Source organism: Daejeonella sp. (assembly GCF_036405355.1).
In the GTDB taxonomy this organism is placed as follows: Bacteria; Bacteroidota; Bacteroidia; order Sphingobacteriales; family Sphingobacteriaceae; genus Daejeonella.
Genome location: NZ_DASWXT010000146.1, coordinates 22,466 through 38,081, shown reverse-complemented (window position 1 = coordinate 38,081; position 15,616 = coordinate 22,466). Strand labels below are relative to the sequence as shown.

Genomic DNA, 15,616 nt, shown 5'->3' with positions numbered 1-15,616 from the left:
GATTGATTTCCCAGTGGAAGAGTAATTAATGAGTATCAAAATGAAAATAAATTTTCATTTCCTAGTACAATATACTGCTCTGATATTGCTATGCCTGATTTTTCCTCTACAGACTATTTCTCAAGAATTAAAACCTATAAAACTTCAGCTAAAATGGCTGCATCAATTTCAATTTGCTGGTTATTATGCCGCAAAAGAAAAGGGCTTTTATAAAGATGCAGGCTTCGATGTTGAAATATTACAAGGCAATGCTTTAAATCCACCTGTAGATAATGTACTGAAAGGTAAAGCCGATTTCGGTGTCACCGGATCTGATATCTTGAACTCCTTCATCAATAAAGAACCGGTAGTAGTAGTTTCCGTTATTTTTCAGCACTCTCCATACATCTTCATGACCTTGTCGGAAAGGAATATCAGTTCTCCGTCAGATCTAGCTGGAAAGTCAATTATGGTATCCGAAGATCAGGGAGGTAGTTTATTAAAAGCCCTGTTATTAAACGAGGGAATTCCAAAAGACTCTGTAAACATTATTAATCACAGCTGGCAAATCCAGGATCTTATCAAGGGAAAAGTTGATGCGCAAAGCGCCTACATTACTGTTGAACCACAGCTTTTACGTAAAATGGGACATGAAGTAAGCATAATCAATCCCATGAATTATGGTATCGACTTTTATGGCGACCTCCTTTTCACTACAGTTAAGATGGCAAATAGCCACCCCAGGACTGTTGAAAAATTCAACGAAGCAAGTTTGAAAGGCTGGCAATATGCAATGAGCCACCCTGAAGAAATTACAGAATATATACTTGGGCTACCTGGCGTAAAGAGTCGGGGTATTAGCAGAGAGCAATTGCTTTATGAAGCCGGTGAAATGAATAAATTGATTCTTCCCGAACTTGTTGAGATTGGACATATGAATCCCGGACGCTGGCAGAACATGCTCAATATATATAAGCAACTCGGACTTGCAGATAAGGATGTAACAATCGAAGGTTTATTGTTCAGGTCTTCGAGCACAAAAAAAGTGCAATATTTCGACTATTTGCTCTACGCAATCGGAGTGGCAGGATTTCTATTTATAATAAATATAATCGGTAACTGGCGCTTGCGGAGACAGGTATTAAAAAGAACTGCAGACCTTCAAACTGAGATCATTAATCGAATAAAGGCAGAACAACGTTTGGAGATCGCAATAGAAGCGGCTGGACTTAGTATCTGGAGCAGGGATCTGGATACAGATAAAGTGATTTATGACCGAAACTGGTTCCAAAATCAGGGTATCGACCCGGATGTATTTTTAGAATATGATATCCTTCTGAGTGCTATTCATCCCGATGACCTTGAAAATGTGAAACAGGCTACAACCTATTTAAGAGAAGGAAAAAATTTATATAATAACCTGACTTATCGCATTAAAACTATTCATGGCGATTGGAAATGGATTCTTTCTTTCAGCAAAATGATCAGTTCGAATGGTAGTGCAAGAAAAAATGTAGTTGTAGGCTCTTTACTGGATATCGACTTCATTAAACAAAAGGAGATTGAATTGCAGGGAATCACTAAAGAACTCAGCAAGAAAAACAATGAACTTGAAAAGTTCGCGTATATCACTTCTCACAATCTCCGTGCCCCCGTAGTAAATCTTATAAGTCTGACAGAGCTACAGCAGGAGAGCAACCTCTCTCAGGAGCTTCAGGACGAGATCCGCCAGAGTATTCATGAATGTGTAAGGCAATTAGACAATACCTTGAATGACCTGGTAGAAATCGTAGCCAGCCAATCAGGAAAATCGGTAAAAAGTGAAGACCTGAATCTTCAAACTGAGCTTAATATGGTGATTAAAACGATAGAAAACCAAATCAGGAGCTCTGGTGCAAAAATAGAAGTAAACTTTGCAAATGATTTAAATATCCATTTCCCGAGACATTACCTTCATAGTATATTGCTTAATCTGTTCACCAATGCGATTAAATACAAATCCAAAGACAGGAATCTGGTGATCTCATTAAAAACACGTGAAGGCAAGGATTTTACCCAACTTTTCTTTAGTGATAACGGAATAGGCATAAATCTTGATAAATACGGAAATAAAATCTTTGGCCTATATCAGCGATTTCATTCCAATATTGATGGGAAAGGTCTGGGATTATACATTATCAAATCACAGATTGATGCTATGGATGGAAAAATTGAAGTTGATAGTTTGCCTGATGTAGGCACAACTTTTTGCATCTATTTCAAAAATCACAAAAACACTTTGTCTTAATGTCAGACTCAGGTAATTTATAAGTGACAGTTCCTTAAACAGATAAACAAAAATATATTTAGAATATATTTATAGGAATTGATCAATTAATTAATGAAAAAAAAATGAAGAAACTATTCTCTTTTACAATCCTTTTGGCAGCAACCATCCTTATGATGGCATTTAACCCAATTAAAGAAGATGTTTACACAGTTGACACAGCAAACTCCTCAATCGGATGGTCAGCGAAAAAAGTTGGTGGTGGCCATACCGGAACAGTAAAAATCACAGAAGGAAGCCTGGTTTATAATGGAAAATCTTTGCAAAAAGGAGTGTTTCTTATGGACATGTCCAGCATTACCTCAGATAATGCCCGGGTTACAACCCATTTAAAATCACCGGATTTCTTTTCAGCCGAAAAAAACCCAAGCTCAAAATTTGAGATCACAAAAGTTTCTGCAGCCGGAAAAGAACGTGTAAACATTACCGGAAATCTAACAATCAAAGGAATTACACATCCACTGACATTTCCTGCAACTGTTAAACAAGGTAAAGATGTGGTAGTGGCTGTGGCATCAGGCATCAGGGTTGACCGCACAAAATATGATATCAAGTTTCGATCAAAAACCTTCTTCGGTGATATTGGCGATAAAGCAATTGATGATGAGTTTGAGCTGAACATTAATCTGACAGCAAAGAAAAATTAGATCAGAACAAAGAATAAGGAATAAGGAATAAGGAACAAAGACAAGTTTGGTTAATTAACTTTGAGATTACTAAATGTCAAATGAATGCCTAATAGTCTTTGTTCCTTGTTCTTTATTCTAAACTACTAAGTCTCAATTGAACCCGAATTCCGTCCTGGTTCTTGATACTTGATACTCAATACTTCTAAACTATTCTGAACGCTTCATTCTCAAATGCTACTTTCGCAATGGCCTTGCTTTTAGCATGATAGAATAAACAATTCCAGTGCTCTTCAGCGGCCCGTTTCCCGTATTCCTGTCTTAATTCCATAGATTTTCTGCCATCAAAATCATATTTGGCAATAAATTTTCTTAACAATTGCTCAGGCTCAGGAAGAATATCTGCACCAAAGAATATGGTTTCTTCATCCTCCCTGATCAGGAATACCTGATGATATTCGCAATGACCTCCAGTTAGTTCAAAGGCTATCTCCCTGTTAAATTGTCCGCTTCCTTCAATAAAGTGTACTGAACCACTGCGTTGAACAAAATCAAAAATCTCTGTTTTGTAAGATAATGATGGTTTACTGTAGGCTGCTTCCCACTCCCCTCTTTGGATGACATATTCGGCGTTTGGAAAACTTAATGACAGCTTACCATCTGCATGATTGATCATTCCACCAGCATGATCGAAATGCAAATGCGACATCAGAACCAGACTGACATCAGCAGGATCGTAGCCCGCGCGCCTTATATTCTCATGAATAATTAGCTCACCCTGCTCATTATGAAAGCCAAGACCAGTATCCAGAATAATCAGATCATTCCCGGTTTCAACCAGAAAAGGCTGCACATAAATAAACAGTGAGGCAGGCCGGTCTTTGGGATTATGAATTGCAGGATCAAATGGAATAAATGTCTTTGAATTATCTACAGAATAAGATCCTTCATATAAGGCGAAAGCTTTCAATGTTCTTTGTTTATTAGGATGTTAAATTCTATTTTTACGGTTTATTAAGGCAAAGATATGCAAAAAAGGTGGGTGGAACGGGAGCTTGAAAATCTTGCAGCAATAACGGAATTGCAGGAATCACTAAATATTGACAGGGTTCTTGCCAGCCTTCTGGTTAAAAGAGGAATCACTGATTTTGAAGAGGCCAGAATTTTCTTCAGACCTGAACTCAACAGACTTCACGACCCTTACCTGATGAAGGATATGGCAATAGCAGTATCCCGTATCAATCAGGCAATTACATCAGGCGAAAAGATTCTTATTTATGGTGATTATGATGTAGATGGAACCACATCAGTAGCCCTCACTTTCAGCTTCTTTAAAAAACTTCATTCAGAAATTGATTTCTATATCCCTGATCGTTACCGTGAAGGTTATGGCATTTCCACTCAGGGAATCGATTATGCCTTTGAAAATGGGTTTTCGCTGATTATCGCACTGGATTGCGGCATCAAATCGGTTGATAAAATCGATTATGCAAACGAAAGGGGGATAGATTTTATTATCTGTGACCATCACCTTCCCGGAGATCAGCTACCTGCAGCAATAGCAGTACTTGATCCCAAACGCAGTGATTGTACTTATCCTTATAAAGAATTATCGGGCTGTGGTATCGGGTTTAAGCTGATTCAGGCTTATGCCCTTGAATATGACATTCCTTTTGAGCAGGTAAGCTCTTATCTGGATCTGGTAGCTGTTAGTATTGCTTCCGACATCGTACCAATTACAGGAGAGAACCGGATCCTGGCCTGGTATGGTCTTCTTAAATTAAATACAGATCCCTGCAAGGGCTTATTGGCCCTTATGAATATTTCGGGAAGAAAAGAAAACCTGAGCATCATGGATGTGGTATTCACGATCGGGCCAAGGATCAATGCTGCCGGAAGGATTGATGATGCGAAGCATTCGGTAAATCTGCTGATCGCTGACGACGAAGCCATAGCTATTGAAAAAAGCCAGATCATCAACACAAAAAATACGGAACGTAAGGAGCACGACAGCAATATTACCGAGCAGGCATTAGCAATGATTGATGAAGATCCGGTTCTGATTGAACGCAAAACAACAGTTGTTTATAATGCAGACTGGCATAAAGGCGTAATCGGGATTGTGGCATCAAGGCTTACCGAAAAATATTATCGTCCAACCATCGTTATGACTAATTCAAACGGTTATGCGGCGGGTTCGGCAAGATCAGTAGCAGGCTTCGATCTTTATGAAGCATTATGCGAATGCAGTGATTTGCTGATTCAGTTCGGTGGTCATAAATATGCAGCTGGGCTGACGATGAAAACAGAGAATATCCCTGCATTTCAGCAGCGCTTTGAGGAGGTTGTTGCAGCCAGCATTCCTGAGGAACTGCTCGTACAGGCGATAAATATCGATGCAGAAATTGAACTGAAACAGATTGATCCGAAATTCTTCCGCATACTGAAACAGTTTGAACCATTCGGTCCGCAAAATATGGCCCCTGTATTTGTTAGCAGAAATGTTTATACTTACGGTGCTGCAACAATTGTTGGCAATAAGCATTTGAAAATGTGTGTGCATCAGGATAATCAGACCTACTATAATTGTATAGGCTTTGGTTTGGGTGAATATCTGGACCTGATCAATTCGGGAGCAGCATTTGACATTTGTTATACCATTGAAGAGAACAGATGGAAAGAGAAAAAATCGATACAGCTAAATATCAAGGGGATACGGGCATCTCTTCCAAACCAGAAACAATGATATTAAGAGCTGAGAATCTGGTAAAAAAATATAAACAACGCACTGTTGTTAATAATGTATCCTTTCATGTTTCGCAGGGCGAAATTGTGGGATTACTTGGGCCAAATGGAGCAGGAAAAACAACCTCATTCTACATGATTGTTGGACTGATCAGGCCAAATGAAGGCCATGTATTTCTGGACGACGTAGATATTACCGAGGATGCAATGTATCGCAGGGCTCAAAAAGGCATTGGATACCTTGCGCAGGAGGCTTCAGTTTTTAGAAAATTATCAGTGGAGGATAATATCAAGGCCGTTCTTGAGATGACAAAACTCAGTAAGGAAGAACAAAGGGATAAGCTTGAACAACTGATCGATGAATTCAGCCTGCACAAAGTAAGGAAGAATCGGGGCGACCTGCTTTCGGGAGGAGAAAGAAGAAGAACTGAAATTTCAAGAGCGCTTGCTGCCGATCCGAAGTTTATCCTTCTGGATGAACCATTTGCCGGCGTCGACCCTATCGCAGTTGAAGAAATTCAAAGTATTGTGGCAAAACTTAAGCTGCGAAACATCGGAATTCTGATTACCGATCATAATGTTCAGGAAACCCTCTCCATAACCGACAGAGCTTATTTACTTGCCGAGGGAAAGATCATGCTCACAGGCACCCCACAGGAGATTGCGAATAATGAAATGGCCAAAAAATTCTATCTTGGTCAGAATTTTGAACTGCGAAAAAAGAAACTTTGAGCCCCAAATAAGCCATAAAGCAGAATGACAATTGTAAATTCCATCTTTACCTGGATCATGAAAAAGCGGATGCATCAGATCGAGCTTTTCATAAAATACCCCTATGATGTTCAGGATGAATGGTTTCAGACGCTTATTTCTACCGCCCAACATACTGAATGGGGCAAAAAGTATGGTTATTCATCCATTTATAATCAGGATCAGTTTAAGGAACGGGTTCCGATTCAGAATTATGAATCACTAAAACCATATATCGAAAAAATGATGAGCGGCGAGCAAAATGTGCTCTGGCCATCTGAGATCAAATGGTTCGCCAAATCATCAGGCACCACAAATGACCGCAGCAAGTTCATCCCCGTAAGCGAAGAATCACTTGAAGAGTGCCATTTTAAAGGCGGCAAAGACCTGCTATCTATGTATTGCGATAACAGGCCAGATGCCAGAATATTTACCGGAAAATGCCTGGTTTTAGGAGGAAGCCATCAAATCAACCAATTGAATACAGATTCCTGTTATGGCGACTTATCTGCAGTTTTGATTAAAAATTTACCATTCTGGGCCGAATTCTACCGCACACCGGATATGTCGATCGCACTGATGGATAATTTTGAGGAAAAGGTAGAAAAAATAGCCCGCGTTACTATTGATGTTAATGTAACCAATATCGCCGGTGTTCCTACCTGGAATCTTGTTCTTGCCAAACGCATTCTTGAAATTACCGGCAAAAATAATCTGCTTGAAGTTTGGCCAAATCTGGAGTTTTACTTTCACGGAGCAGTAAATTTCAATCCCTATCGCGAGCAGTTTAAAAAACTGATTCCTTCAGATAATATGTATTATCTCGAAACCTACAATGCATCCGAAGGATTTTTCGGCATTCAGGATCAGCCTAATTCAGAAGAGCTGCTATTGATGCTCGATTATGGTATTTATTATGAATTTCTTCCGATGGAAGATCTGCATGCTGAGAACCCAAAAACCCTCCGCCTTGATCAGGTCCAGTTGAATAAGAATTATGCACTGATTATTTCTACCAATGCGGGATTATGGCGTTACATGATTGGTGATACGATCAAGTTTACCTCCCTCTCGCCGCATCGCATTCAGATCACAGGCCGTACCAAACATTTTATCAATGCTTTTGGGGAGGAACTGATCATAGACAATGCTGAAAAAGGACTCGCCAAAGCCTGCCTGGAGACTCATGCAATCATCCGTGATTATACTGCCTGTCCGATTTACTTTGAAGATGATGAAGTTGGAGGGCACGAATGGATCATTGAATTTGAGCAAAAGCCCGATGATATTGAACGGTTCACAGATATCTTGGACCAAACCTTAAGGGAAGCGAATTCAGATTACGACGCAAAGCGTTATAAGGACATGGCATTACGCCGTCCATTGCTGCACCTTGCCCCCGATAATACTTTCTATCACTGGATGAAAAACCGTGGCAAACTTGGAGGACAACATAAAGTACCGCGCCTTGCGAATGACAGGGCTTATGTAGATGAGATATTAAAAATGCTTTAAGGAGTATCAAGAGCCAAGACCCGATAGCTATCGGGTCAAGATGAATTCTGGTTCGCTTGAGATTTTGTTATAAGAGTAAGGATCAAAGAATAAAGACATTACTGGTGCATATGACATTCAGTACAATTTACTGATAACAGGTAACTGGCAACAATAAATTTGATCATAGAACAAGGAGCAAAGATTAAAGGCCTGGCTGAAACATCCTATTCCCTATTTCCTATTCCCTATTTCCTATTTCCTATTCCCTATTTCCTATTCCCCCTTTTTCGGAAACACCAGCGATGCCACTATACTCGTTGTAAGAATAAATAATATTACAAAGAGCGAGTGCATGGTTGTAAAACCCCATAAGGACAGCCAGTGATGGGCCAGCATTTTGATGCCAATAAATACGAGCAGGAATGCTAATCCTACCTTCAGATAATGGAATTTATGGATCACATTAACCAGCAGGAAGAACATTGATCTTAAGCCAAGAATGGCGAAAATATTTGAGAAAAATACGATGTAAGGATCTTTGGTTACCGCAAAAATTGCCGGGATAGAATCAACTGCAAAAATAAGATCGGTAAACTCTACGATCAGCAAAACAATGAAAAGCGGAGTAACCATTTTCTTTCCATCGACCTTAATAAAGAATTTATTACCCACATACTCCGGATAAACAGAGAAATATTTCGAAGCAAAACGTACGACTTTATGGTTCTCTGTATCAATCTTTTCTTCCTCATCTCTGCTCAGGAACATGCCAACGCCAGTATAAATAAGGAATGCCCCAAAAATATACAGTATCCAGCCAAACTCATTGATGAGCGTAGAACCAAGGAAAATAAAAAGAAAGCGCATCAGAACTGCACCAATGATACCCCAGAATAATACCCGATGATAATATCGCTCGTCCACCCCAAAAGCAGAGAAAATAAGCACCATTACAAAGATATTATCAACCGATAAAGCATATTCTATAACATATCCTGTAAGGAATTCAAGCGCAAGATTCTGTTTATAAACTGAAAGGCTCTCCGGAAAATTGCCCGGGATAAGGGTAATATTATGAAGATGCTTGGCAGTGACCTCCTGAAGTTTGGCAAAACTGGTGATATCATGTAATAATTCACCTTCAGTAAGCAACAGAAAATAAAAACCTATCGCAAAGCTCACCCAGATAAAACTCATAATGGCCGCTTCTTTCATACTAACCTTATGATCCTTCTTGTTAAAGAGACCAAGATCGATGGCTAGCATCAGCACAATAAAAAGCAGAAAGCTGCCGAAAAATATAATCTCGTTTGACATGTTTATTTTTTACGCTCAGTAGTAAATCTGACCAGTTGCTGGAGGGAATCACGAGATTCGTGTTCTGGCAGTTCATTTAAAATAGTAAAAGCTTCCTGCTGATAGGCATCCATACGGCTTCGGGCATAATCAAGTCCACCGCTGTTACGTACAAAATCAATGACTTCAGAAACCTTATCCGACTCCTCATTATGGTTTTTTACCAGGTTAATGATTCTTCTCTTTTCAGAACTGCCTGCTTTATTCAAAGCATAGATCAAGGGAAGTGTAATCTTTTTTTCTTTAATATCGATTCCAAGAGGTTTACCAACATCATCTGTTCCAAAATCAAATAAATCATCCTTAATCTGAAATGCAATACCAACCTTTTCGCCAAAAAGGCGCATTTTCTCGACAATTTCAGCATCGGCACCTGCAGAAGCCGCACCACATGAACAGCATGATGCAATTAATGAAGCTGTTTTCTGACGGATTACTTCATAATACACCGCTTCGTCAATATCCAGTCGGCGTGCCTTCTCAATCTGCAATAATTCACCCTCACTCATTTGCTTCACCGCATCAGATACGATCTTGAGTAGTCCGAAATCACCATTGTTGATCGAAAGTAAAAGTCCTTTGGATAGAAGAAAATCACCTACCAGAACCGCGATCTTATTTTTCCATAAGGCATTGACCGAAAAAAATCCGCGACGCTCGTATGAATTGTCGACCACATCATCATGGACCAGGGTAGCAGTATGCAATAATTCAACGAGTGCTGCACCACGATAAGTTGCTTCTGTAATTCCACCACAAAGGCTCGCAGAAAGGAACACAAACATTGGCCGGATTTGCTTACCCTTGCGCTTTACAATGTAATGGGTAATGCGATCAAGAAGCGGCACAGAGCTCTGCATAGACGCTTTGAACTTTGCTTCGAAAGTTTCAAGTTCTGCGGCGATGGGCTTTTTAATCTCTTCGAGATTCAGCATTAATTATGGCTTGCTGGTAAATATGAATTATTCTGCAAACATATTGAAAATGCGGGATTATTTCAGCACTAAATCAAAGCTCACACATTCAGATTTGATCTAAAATTTGTAAAACCCTCCAATATTTACAGAATTTTGATACTTTTGCATCCCTTCTGAAAGGAAAGGCCGCAGATCCGGAGAGGTGTCAGTCCGAAGGACTCCTTCGGAGAGTGGCCAAACGAGCGAGCTTGGAAAGTTCGTGTACTAGCACTGGTACCGTTATTAATATATTTCTTCAATAGGTATATTTAATAATGTACTTCAGCTATATATTAAAAAGTGAAAAAGATGGGAGATTCTATTATGGAAGCACTCAAAACATAGAAGAACGATTAAAAAAACATAATAAAGGAGATATAAAATCAACAAAAAATAGAAGACCTTTAATTTTACACTTTATTGAGCAGCACGAAACAAGAAGCCTTGCTTATCAAAGGGAGATATTTTACAAATCAATTAATGGGTATTTGTTTTTGAAAGAAAACGGTATAATATAAGTGGGGTATAAGCCCAAAATGTTATAGATAATAAGTAAAAACAATAAATAGGTCCAATTATCGGAGAGGTGTCAGAGTGGCCGAACGAGCGAGCTTGGAAAGTTCGTGTACTAGCAATGGTACCGTGGGTTCGAATCCCACCCTCTCCGCAAGACAAATGCTGTCCGCCCATAGGCGGATGGCATTTTTTGTTTCAAGCGTTGCGAGCCTTAGCTCGTAAAAGCGAGAAACATAAAATGACAATAGCGGAGTGAAACGAAGCGACAGCATTTGGCTTGACGATTCCTCCTAAAGGGATCAATGAATTAATCCCATCCTCTACCCCAGATATTTATGTGGTCGGTGATAACACCACAGGGAAACTAATAGTAGTGTAAATAAATGCTAAAGTTTTTCCTTTAGAAGAAAAATTAGTTCTCGAGTTTCATGGCCGTTCCCAATTGTTTTTCCAGACGATTTCACTTTCAATAAATATTTTCATTAGTTTTATTTCCATTGCTTCTTAATTAATCCCTCCTTATGAATAAATTAAAATCCATTGATGCCCTAAGTAAAGTAATTCTACTTGTCACAATTTTAGTCGTCGGGCGTAGTCATCCAGTTTTCAGCCAAAACATCCAAAACTACGATATCGTAGTCTACGGTGCCACCTCAACAGGTATCAGCTCAGCCATTCAAAGTTCGAGGATGGGTAAAAAGGTGATATTGATTGAGCCTACAAACAGAATCGGCGGATTAACTACCGGCGGACTCGGGCAAACGGATATTGGAAACAAACAGGCCATAGGAGGATTATCCAGGGAATTTTATCAACAGGTGAAAGCCTATTACCAAAAACCTGAAAACTGGATCTGGCAAAGGAGGGAAACTTATAAAGACGGCGGACAAACAACCAGCGCGGTACACGAAGATGCTATGTGGACCTTTGAACCTTCGGCGGCATTGAAGATCTTTAAGGAGATGTTAAGCAAGGAAAAAAACATCAACCTCGTTTATAATCAACGATTAAACCGTAAAAGCGGAGTCAAAAAAACATCCGGAAAAATCACATCCATCCAAATGGAAAGCGGTCAGGTTTATCAGGGCAAGATGTTTATTGATGCGACTTATGAAGGTGATTTAATGGCTGCCGCCGGAGTAAGTTACACGGTTGGCCGTGAATCCAATGCGCAATACGGCGAAACATTAAACGGTATTCAGGCAAACAAAATTAGTCTGACTCTACGCAGAACAATTTCAATGAATACCTATAATCATAATTTCATTGAAGGAGTAGATCCCTACATTAAAAAAGGTGATCCTAAAAGCGGACTCCTTCCATTTATCACAGCCGGTAAACCGGGAATTGATGGAAAAGGCGACAATAAGATACAGACCTATTGCTTCCGCATGACCTTAACGAATCATCCCGACAACAGAATACCTTTTGCCAAACCTGTTGGTTATAAAGAACTGGACTACGAATTATTATTCAGAAACTACGAGGCTGCCGAAGGTCCCATAGAAAAAATGTATGACTATGGCGACCCGTTAGTACCCTGGATAAATTCGGATATGCCAAACCGTAAAACAGATACCAATAACCAGAAAGGATTTTCAACTGATTTTATTGGTCAGAACTACGACTACCCCGAAGCAAGCTATGAAGAGCGCGAAAAGATTGTTGAACGTCACCGTAAATATCAGCAGGGTTTAATGTGGACTCTGGCCTATCATCCCCGGATTCCTAAAAAAGTGCGGGATGTGGTTTCTACATGGGGTACCTGCAAGGATGAATATGAAAGGGAAGACGGCTGGCAGGGACAATTATATATCAGGGAAGCAAGACGCATGATCAGTGATTATGTAATGACGCAAAAAAATTGCGAACGTCTGGTAGTCGCTGAAGATCCGGTTGGGATGGGTGCTTATGGTATGGACTCCCACAACATCAAACGCTATGTAGATGTGAATGGCTTTGTGAAAAATGAAGGCAATGTTGAAGCCCATGTTGCAAGCCCTTATCCGATAAGCTATAAGTCAATAGTTCCCAAAAGATCAGAAATAAATAATCTCTTTGCACCTGCCTGTCTCTCTGCAACTCATATCGCCTTTGGATCCATCCGTATGGAACCTGTTTTTATGGTACTCGGGCAGTCAGCAGCAATTGCCGCAAGTATTGCTATTGACAAGAATTATAGTGTTCAGGATATTCCATACAAAGAGTTGGAAGCAGATCTTTTAAAGTATAAGCAGGTACTTCAATAAGGTTCTGAATTAACATCTTCTGAACAAGGAATCTAACTAAACTTTGCTTATTTTTTTATTATGCCATGAAAAAAAATCTCGTTCTGATTATATTTCTTTCTCTAACGATTGTATCCTGTCAAAATTTATCCGCGCAGGATAAGAATCAGTCTGGCTGGAAAGCCGGAGTAGCAAGTGTAATTATAACTCCTGAAAAATCGATGTGGATGGCCGGATTTGCAGCGCGTACCCGCCCCTCAGAAGGCAAACTTCATGAACTTTGGGCAAAAGCACTCGTATTTGAAGATGCCGCAGGTAAAAAAGCGGTGCTCATCACTACCGATCTATCAGGTATTCCAAAAAGTATTTCTGAAAAAATCAGAAACCGACTTGAAAAAAGTTTCCAGCTTTCACGTAGCCAAATTATTTTCAATACCTCGCATACCCATTCGGGCCCGGTGCTGCAGGATGCCCTACACGCACTATATCCTTTAAATGCTCAGCAAAAAGAAGATATAAGGGTTTATACGATAAAATTTGAAGCTCAGATAGAAGCATTGGTCAAAAAAGCCTTAAATTCAATGAGACCTGTTAACATTTCGACACAAAATGGTATCACCAGATTTGCAGTAAACAGGAGGAATAATATTGAAAACAAAATCGATGCCCAGACTGATCTGAAAGGACCGAGTGATTATGCTGTCCCGGTAATCAGGGTAAGTGATAAACAGGGAAAAGTATTGGCCATAGCCTTTGGTTATGCCTGTCATAATACGGTATTAAGTGGTTATGAATGGTCGGGAGATTATGCAGGCTATGCACAGATTCAGGTAGAAAAAGTACATCCCGGAGCCACTGCCTTATTTTTTCAGGGTTGCGGTGGAAACCAGAATGCCCTTCCGCGTAAAACGGTTCCATTGGCCAAACAATATGGGCAGGAACTTGCATTGGTTGTGGAGGCTGTACTGGAAGGGGAAATGAGAGAACTCGAGCCACGTTTGAAGACCGCCTATTCAGAAGTAAGTATTGAATTTGAAAACCCACCCGGCAAGGAAGAGTTAAACCAAATGATCTCCAAAGAAAATGGCTACATCAGGAATTGGGCTCTGGAAATGATCCGGAAATACGAAAAGGGTGAACGCATCCTGAGTAATTATCCCTATCCTGTTCAGTTCTGGCAATTGGGAAATCAGTCATTAGTTGCACTTGGAGGAGAGCCTGTTGTGGACTATGCGATCAAACTTAAAAAGATCTTTGGCCCTGACCTGTTTGTGATGGGTTACTCCAATGATGTGATGGCCTATATTCCAACCGTTGAAATTCTGCGTGAAGGCGGATATGAAGGCCATACTTCCCAAATGGCATTCGGGTTACCTGCAAAATGGAAAGAATCGATAGAGCCATTAATTATGGGCGAAGTTTTAAAATTATCGAAAGAGATAGGAATTACGGTTCCGGATTCAAAATAAAACCGTACTGATAATTATTGCTTTCATTTTTATTTATATTTAGCCATAGTAAAACACAACTAAAATCGATGAAACGCAGAGAAATATTAAAGGGACTTAGCGTCATTCCACTTGCGGGAGTTGCTAGCGCTGCTATTGCGAAGCACCAAGCCGGAACCGATGCAGAATCGTTGGCAGCGGCAGCCGAAGAATGGCTCCCAAAGAAAGAACTGATAAAGACACCGGCAGGATCCTGCCTTCGCTCTGGTCATTTATTATTCATTGGTGGTATCGGAGGATGGTACGCTAACCAGAGAGCTGAGCCGGGAGATATTCAGGTACAGATCCGTAGTGTTCTGACAACCATGAAGGGAATTCTGGAAGGTGCCGGATCATCAATGGCCAATGTACTGAAGATACAGATGACTGTGGCCGAACCAAACAAAAATATGGCAAAACTCAATGAGGCTTATGCTGAGTTTTTCCCTGAAAATCCACCTGTGCGTTCTTACAGTGGGTCTAAAACAAGTCAGATGGGCAGGGAAGGTATCCTTTGCCAGGTGAGTTGTATCGCTTATGTTGATTAATTAAACGCATTTAAAATTTTAATAAAATAATATTATGGATCGCAGAAAGGTTCTAAAAAGTCTGAGTCTTCTTCCTTTAGCAGGAGCTGCAGCAGCAATTCCCTCAGAAGCCAATGCTCAAAACAAAAAGCAAAAGGGACAATGGATTCCCAAAAAACAGGTAATACGGAAGAGTAACAGTGGTGGAAATACAAACCCTACAGTTGCCGCACCGGCTACAGCTGGGGCAAAACCAGCCGCACCGGCTCCGGTATTATCAGGTTGTATCCGTTCAGGGCACCTCTTATTCCTATCAGGAATCGGAGGCTGGTATGCAGAAAGACGCAAAGAGCCGGGTGATATTCAGGTACAGATACGCAGTGCATTAGACACCATGAAAGAGGTTCTTGAAGGAGCCGGATCATCAATGGCTAATGTGCTCAAAGTACACATGACAGTCGCAGAGCCGAATAAAAATATTGCAGCATTGAACGAGGCTTACCGTGGCTATTTCCCTGATCCGGCCCCTGTACGTTCATACACCGGATGTGGAACTGATCTGATGGGAAGAGACGGAATTCTTGTACAAATTGATTGTATTGCTTACGTTGATTAAAAAATAG

13 protein-coding genes and 1 tRNA gene are annotated in these 15,616 nt (G+C 40.3%); 11 read left to right on the top strand and 3 right to left on the bottom strand.

Annotated elements, in window-relative coordinates; genetic code table 11:
- Positions 1 to 40 precede the first annotated feature (40 nt).
- Together VGE44_RS18235 and VGE44_RS18230 are read left to right on the top strand one after the other, a co-directional pair.
- Positions 41 to 2,266, top strand: coding sequence for an ABC transporter substrate-binding protein (locus VGE44_RS18235; protein ID WP_331081858.1), 2,226 nt, complete (start codon positions 41 to 43; stop codon positions 2,264 to 2,266).
- A 104-nt stretch (positions 2,267 to 2,370) separates the two neighbouring features.
- On the top strand, positions 2,371 to 2,952 hold the full coding sequence (locus VGE44_RS18230; protein ID WP_331081856.1) for a YceI family protein: 582 nt from the start codon (positions 2,371 to 2,373) through the stop codon (positions 2,950 to 2,952).
- A 184-nt stretch (positions 2,953 to 3,136) separates the two neighbouring features.
- Here VGE44_RS18230 and VGE44_RS18225 read toward each other — a convergent pair whose 3' ends face one another.
- Positions 3,137 to 3,901 (bottom strand): MBL fold metallo-hydrolase, encoded by a 765-nt coding sequence (locus tag VGE44_RS18225; protein ID WP_331081854.1) that lies wholly within the window; start codon positions 3,899 to 3,901, stop codon positions 3,137 to 3,139.
- Between the two features lie 57 nt (positions 3,902 to 3,958).
- On the opposite strand from VGE44_RS18225, the gene recJ reads away from it, so the two are divergent.
- The 3 genes from recJ to VGE44_RS18210 are packed head-to-tail and all read left to right on the top strand — an operon-like array spanning position 3,959 to position 7,941.
- Positions 3,959 to 5,677 (top strand): single-stranded-DNA-specific exonuclease RecJ, encoded by a 1,719-nt coding sequence (gene recJ / locus VGE44_RS18220; RefSeq protein WP_331081852.1) that lies wholly within the window; start codon positions 3,959 to 3,961, stop codon positions 5,675 to 5,677.
- The gene (gene lptB / locus VGE44_RS18215; protein ID WP_331081850.1) at positions 5,674 to 6,408 is read left to right on the top strand and encodes an LPS export ABC transporter ATP-binding protein; all 735 of its coding nucleotides are present in this window, start codon (positions 5,674 to 5,676) and stop codon (positions 6,406 to 6,408) included. The genes recJ and lptB overlap by 4 nt, the downstream gene beginning before the upstream one ends.
- A 24-nt stretch (positions 6,409 to 6,432) precedes the next feature.
- Positions 6,433 to 7,941 carry a GH3 auxin-responsive promoter family protein gene (locus VGE44_RS18210; protein ID WP_331081848.1) on the top strand — a complete coding sequence of 503 codons (1,509 nt, stop codon included), beginning with the start codon at positions 6,433 to 6,435 and terminating at the stop codon, positions 7,939 to 7,941.
- Positions 7,942 to 8,196: 255 nt separating this feature from the next.
- On the opposite strand, the gene VGE44_RS18205 is transcribed toward VGE44_RS18210, so the two are convergent.
- Entirely contained in the window at positions 8,197 to 9,240 is a 1,044-nt protein-coding gene (locus VGE44_RS18205) for a TerC family protein (protein WP_331081846.1), read from the bottom strand.
- A 2-nt stretch (positions 9,241 to 9,242) separates the two neighbouring features.
- Positions 9,243 to 10,214, bottom strand: a complete 972-nt coding sequence (locus VGE44_RS18200) for a polyprenyl synthetase family protein (protein WP_331081844.1) — start codon at positions 10,212 to 10,214, stop codon at positions 9,243 to 9,245.
- 296 nt (positions 10,215 to 10,510) lie between these two features.
- Between VGE44_RS18200 and VGE44_RS18195 the strand changes: the two genes are divergently transcribed.
- The 6 genes from VGE44_RS18195 to VGE44_RS18170 all read left to right on the top strand — a co-directional run bounded on the left by VGE44_RS18195 (position 10,511) and on the right by VGE44_RS18170 (position 15,609).
- Complete coding sequence (locus tag VGE44_RS18195) at positions 10,511 to 10,753, top strand: GIY-YIG nuclease family protein (protein ID WP_331081842.1); 243 nt, start codon at positions 10,511 to 10,513, stop codon at positions 10,751 to 10,753.
- Positions 10,754 to 10,815: 62 nt separating this feature from the next.
- Positions 10,816 to 10,902: transfer RNA gene (locus tag VGE44_RS18190), tRNA-Ser, on the top strand.
- Between the two features lie 370 nt (positions 10,903 to 11,272).
- Positions 11,273 to 13,000 carry an FAD-dependent oxidoreductase gene (locus VGE44_RS18185; protein WP_331081840.1) on the top strand — a complete coding sequence of 576 codons (1,728 nt, stop codon included), beginning with the start codon at positions 11,273 to 11,275 and terminating at the stop codon, positions 12,998 to 13,000.
- A 65-nt stretch (positions 13,001 to 13,065) separates the two neighbouring features.
- Positions 13,066 to 14,448: a neutral/alkaline non-lysosomal ceramidase N-terminal domain-containing protein gene (locus tag VGE44_RS18180; RefSeq protein ID WP_331081838.1), complete on the top strand. Its 1,383-nt coding sequence runs from the start codon at positions 13,066 to 13,068 to the stop codon at positions 14,446 to 14,448.
- 68 nt (positions 14,449 to 14,516) lie between these two features.
- Positions 14,517 to 15,014, top strand: a complete 498-nt coding sequence (locus tag VGE44_RS18175) for a RidA family protein (RefSeq protein WP_331081836.1) — start codon at positions 14,517 to 14,519, stop codon at positions 15,012 to 15,014.
- 34 nt (positions 15,015 to 15,048) lie between these two features.
- A complete protein-coding gene (locus VGE44_RS18170) occupies positions 15,049 to 15,609 on the top strand; it encodes a RidA family protein (RefSeq protein ID WP_331081833.1) in 561 nt (186 codons plus the stop codon).
- Positions 15,610 to 15,616: the final 7 nt, after the last annotated feature.

Excerpts from the sequence above, each read along its gene's own strand:
- VGE44_RS18235 (WP_331081858.1), top strand. The coding sequence starts at position 41 with ATGAAAATAAATTTTCATTTCCTAGTACAATATACTGCTCTGATATTG.
- VGE44_RS18230 (WP_331081856.1), top strand. The coding sequence starts at position 2,371 with ATGAAGAAACTATTCTCTTTTACAATCCTTTTGGCAGCAACCATCCTT.
- recJ (WP_331081852.1), top strand. The coding sequence starts at position 3,959 with ATGCAAAAAAGGTGGGTGGAACGGGAGCTTGAAAATCTTGCAGCAATA.
- lptB (WP_331081850.1), top strand. The coding sequence starts at position 5,674 with ATGATATTAAGAGCTGAGAATCTGGTAAAAAAATATAAACAACGCACT.
- VGE44_RS18210 (WP_331081848.1), top strand. The coding sequence starts at position 6,433 with ATGACAATTGTAAATTCCATCTTTACCTGGATCATGAAAAAGCGGATG.
- VGE44_RS18205 (WP_331081846.1), bottom strand. The coding sequence starts at position 9,240 with ATGTCAAACGAGATTATATTTTTCGGCAGCTTTCTGCTTTTTATTGTG.
- VGE44_RS18200 (WP_331081844.1), bottom strand. The coding sequence starts at position 10,214 with ATGCTGAATCTCGAAGAGATTAAAAAGCCCATCGCCGCAGAACTTGAA.
- VGE44_RS18195 (WP_331081842.1), top strand. The coding sequence starts at position 10,511 with ATGTACTTCAGCTATATATTAAAAAGTGAAAAAGATGGGAGATTCTAT.
- VGE44_RS18185 (WP_331081840.1), top strand. The coding sequence starts at position 11,273 with ATGAATAAATTAAAATCCATTGATGCCCTAAGTAAAGTAATTCTACTT.
- VGE44_RS18180 (WP_331081838.1), top strand. The coding sequence starts at position 13,066 with ATGAAAAAAAATCTCGTTCTGATTATATTTCTTTCTCTAACGATTGTA.
- VGE44_RS18175 (WP_331081836.1), top strand. The coding sequence starts at position 14,517 with ATGAAACGCAGAGAAATATTAAAGGGACTTAGCGTCATTCCACTTGCG.
- VGE44_RS18170 (WP_331081833.1), top strand. The coding sequence starts at position 15,049 with ATGGATCGCAGAAAGGTTCTAAAAAGTCTGAGTCTTCTTCCTTTAGCA.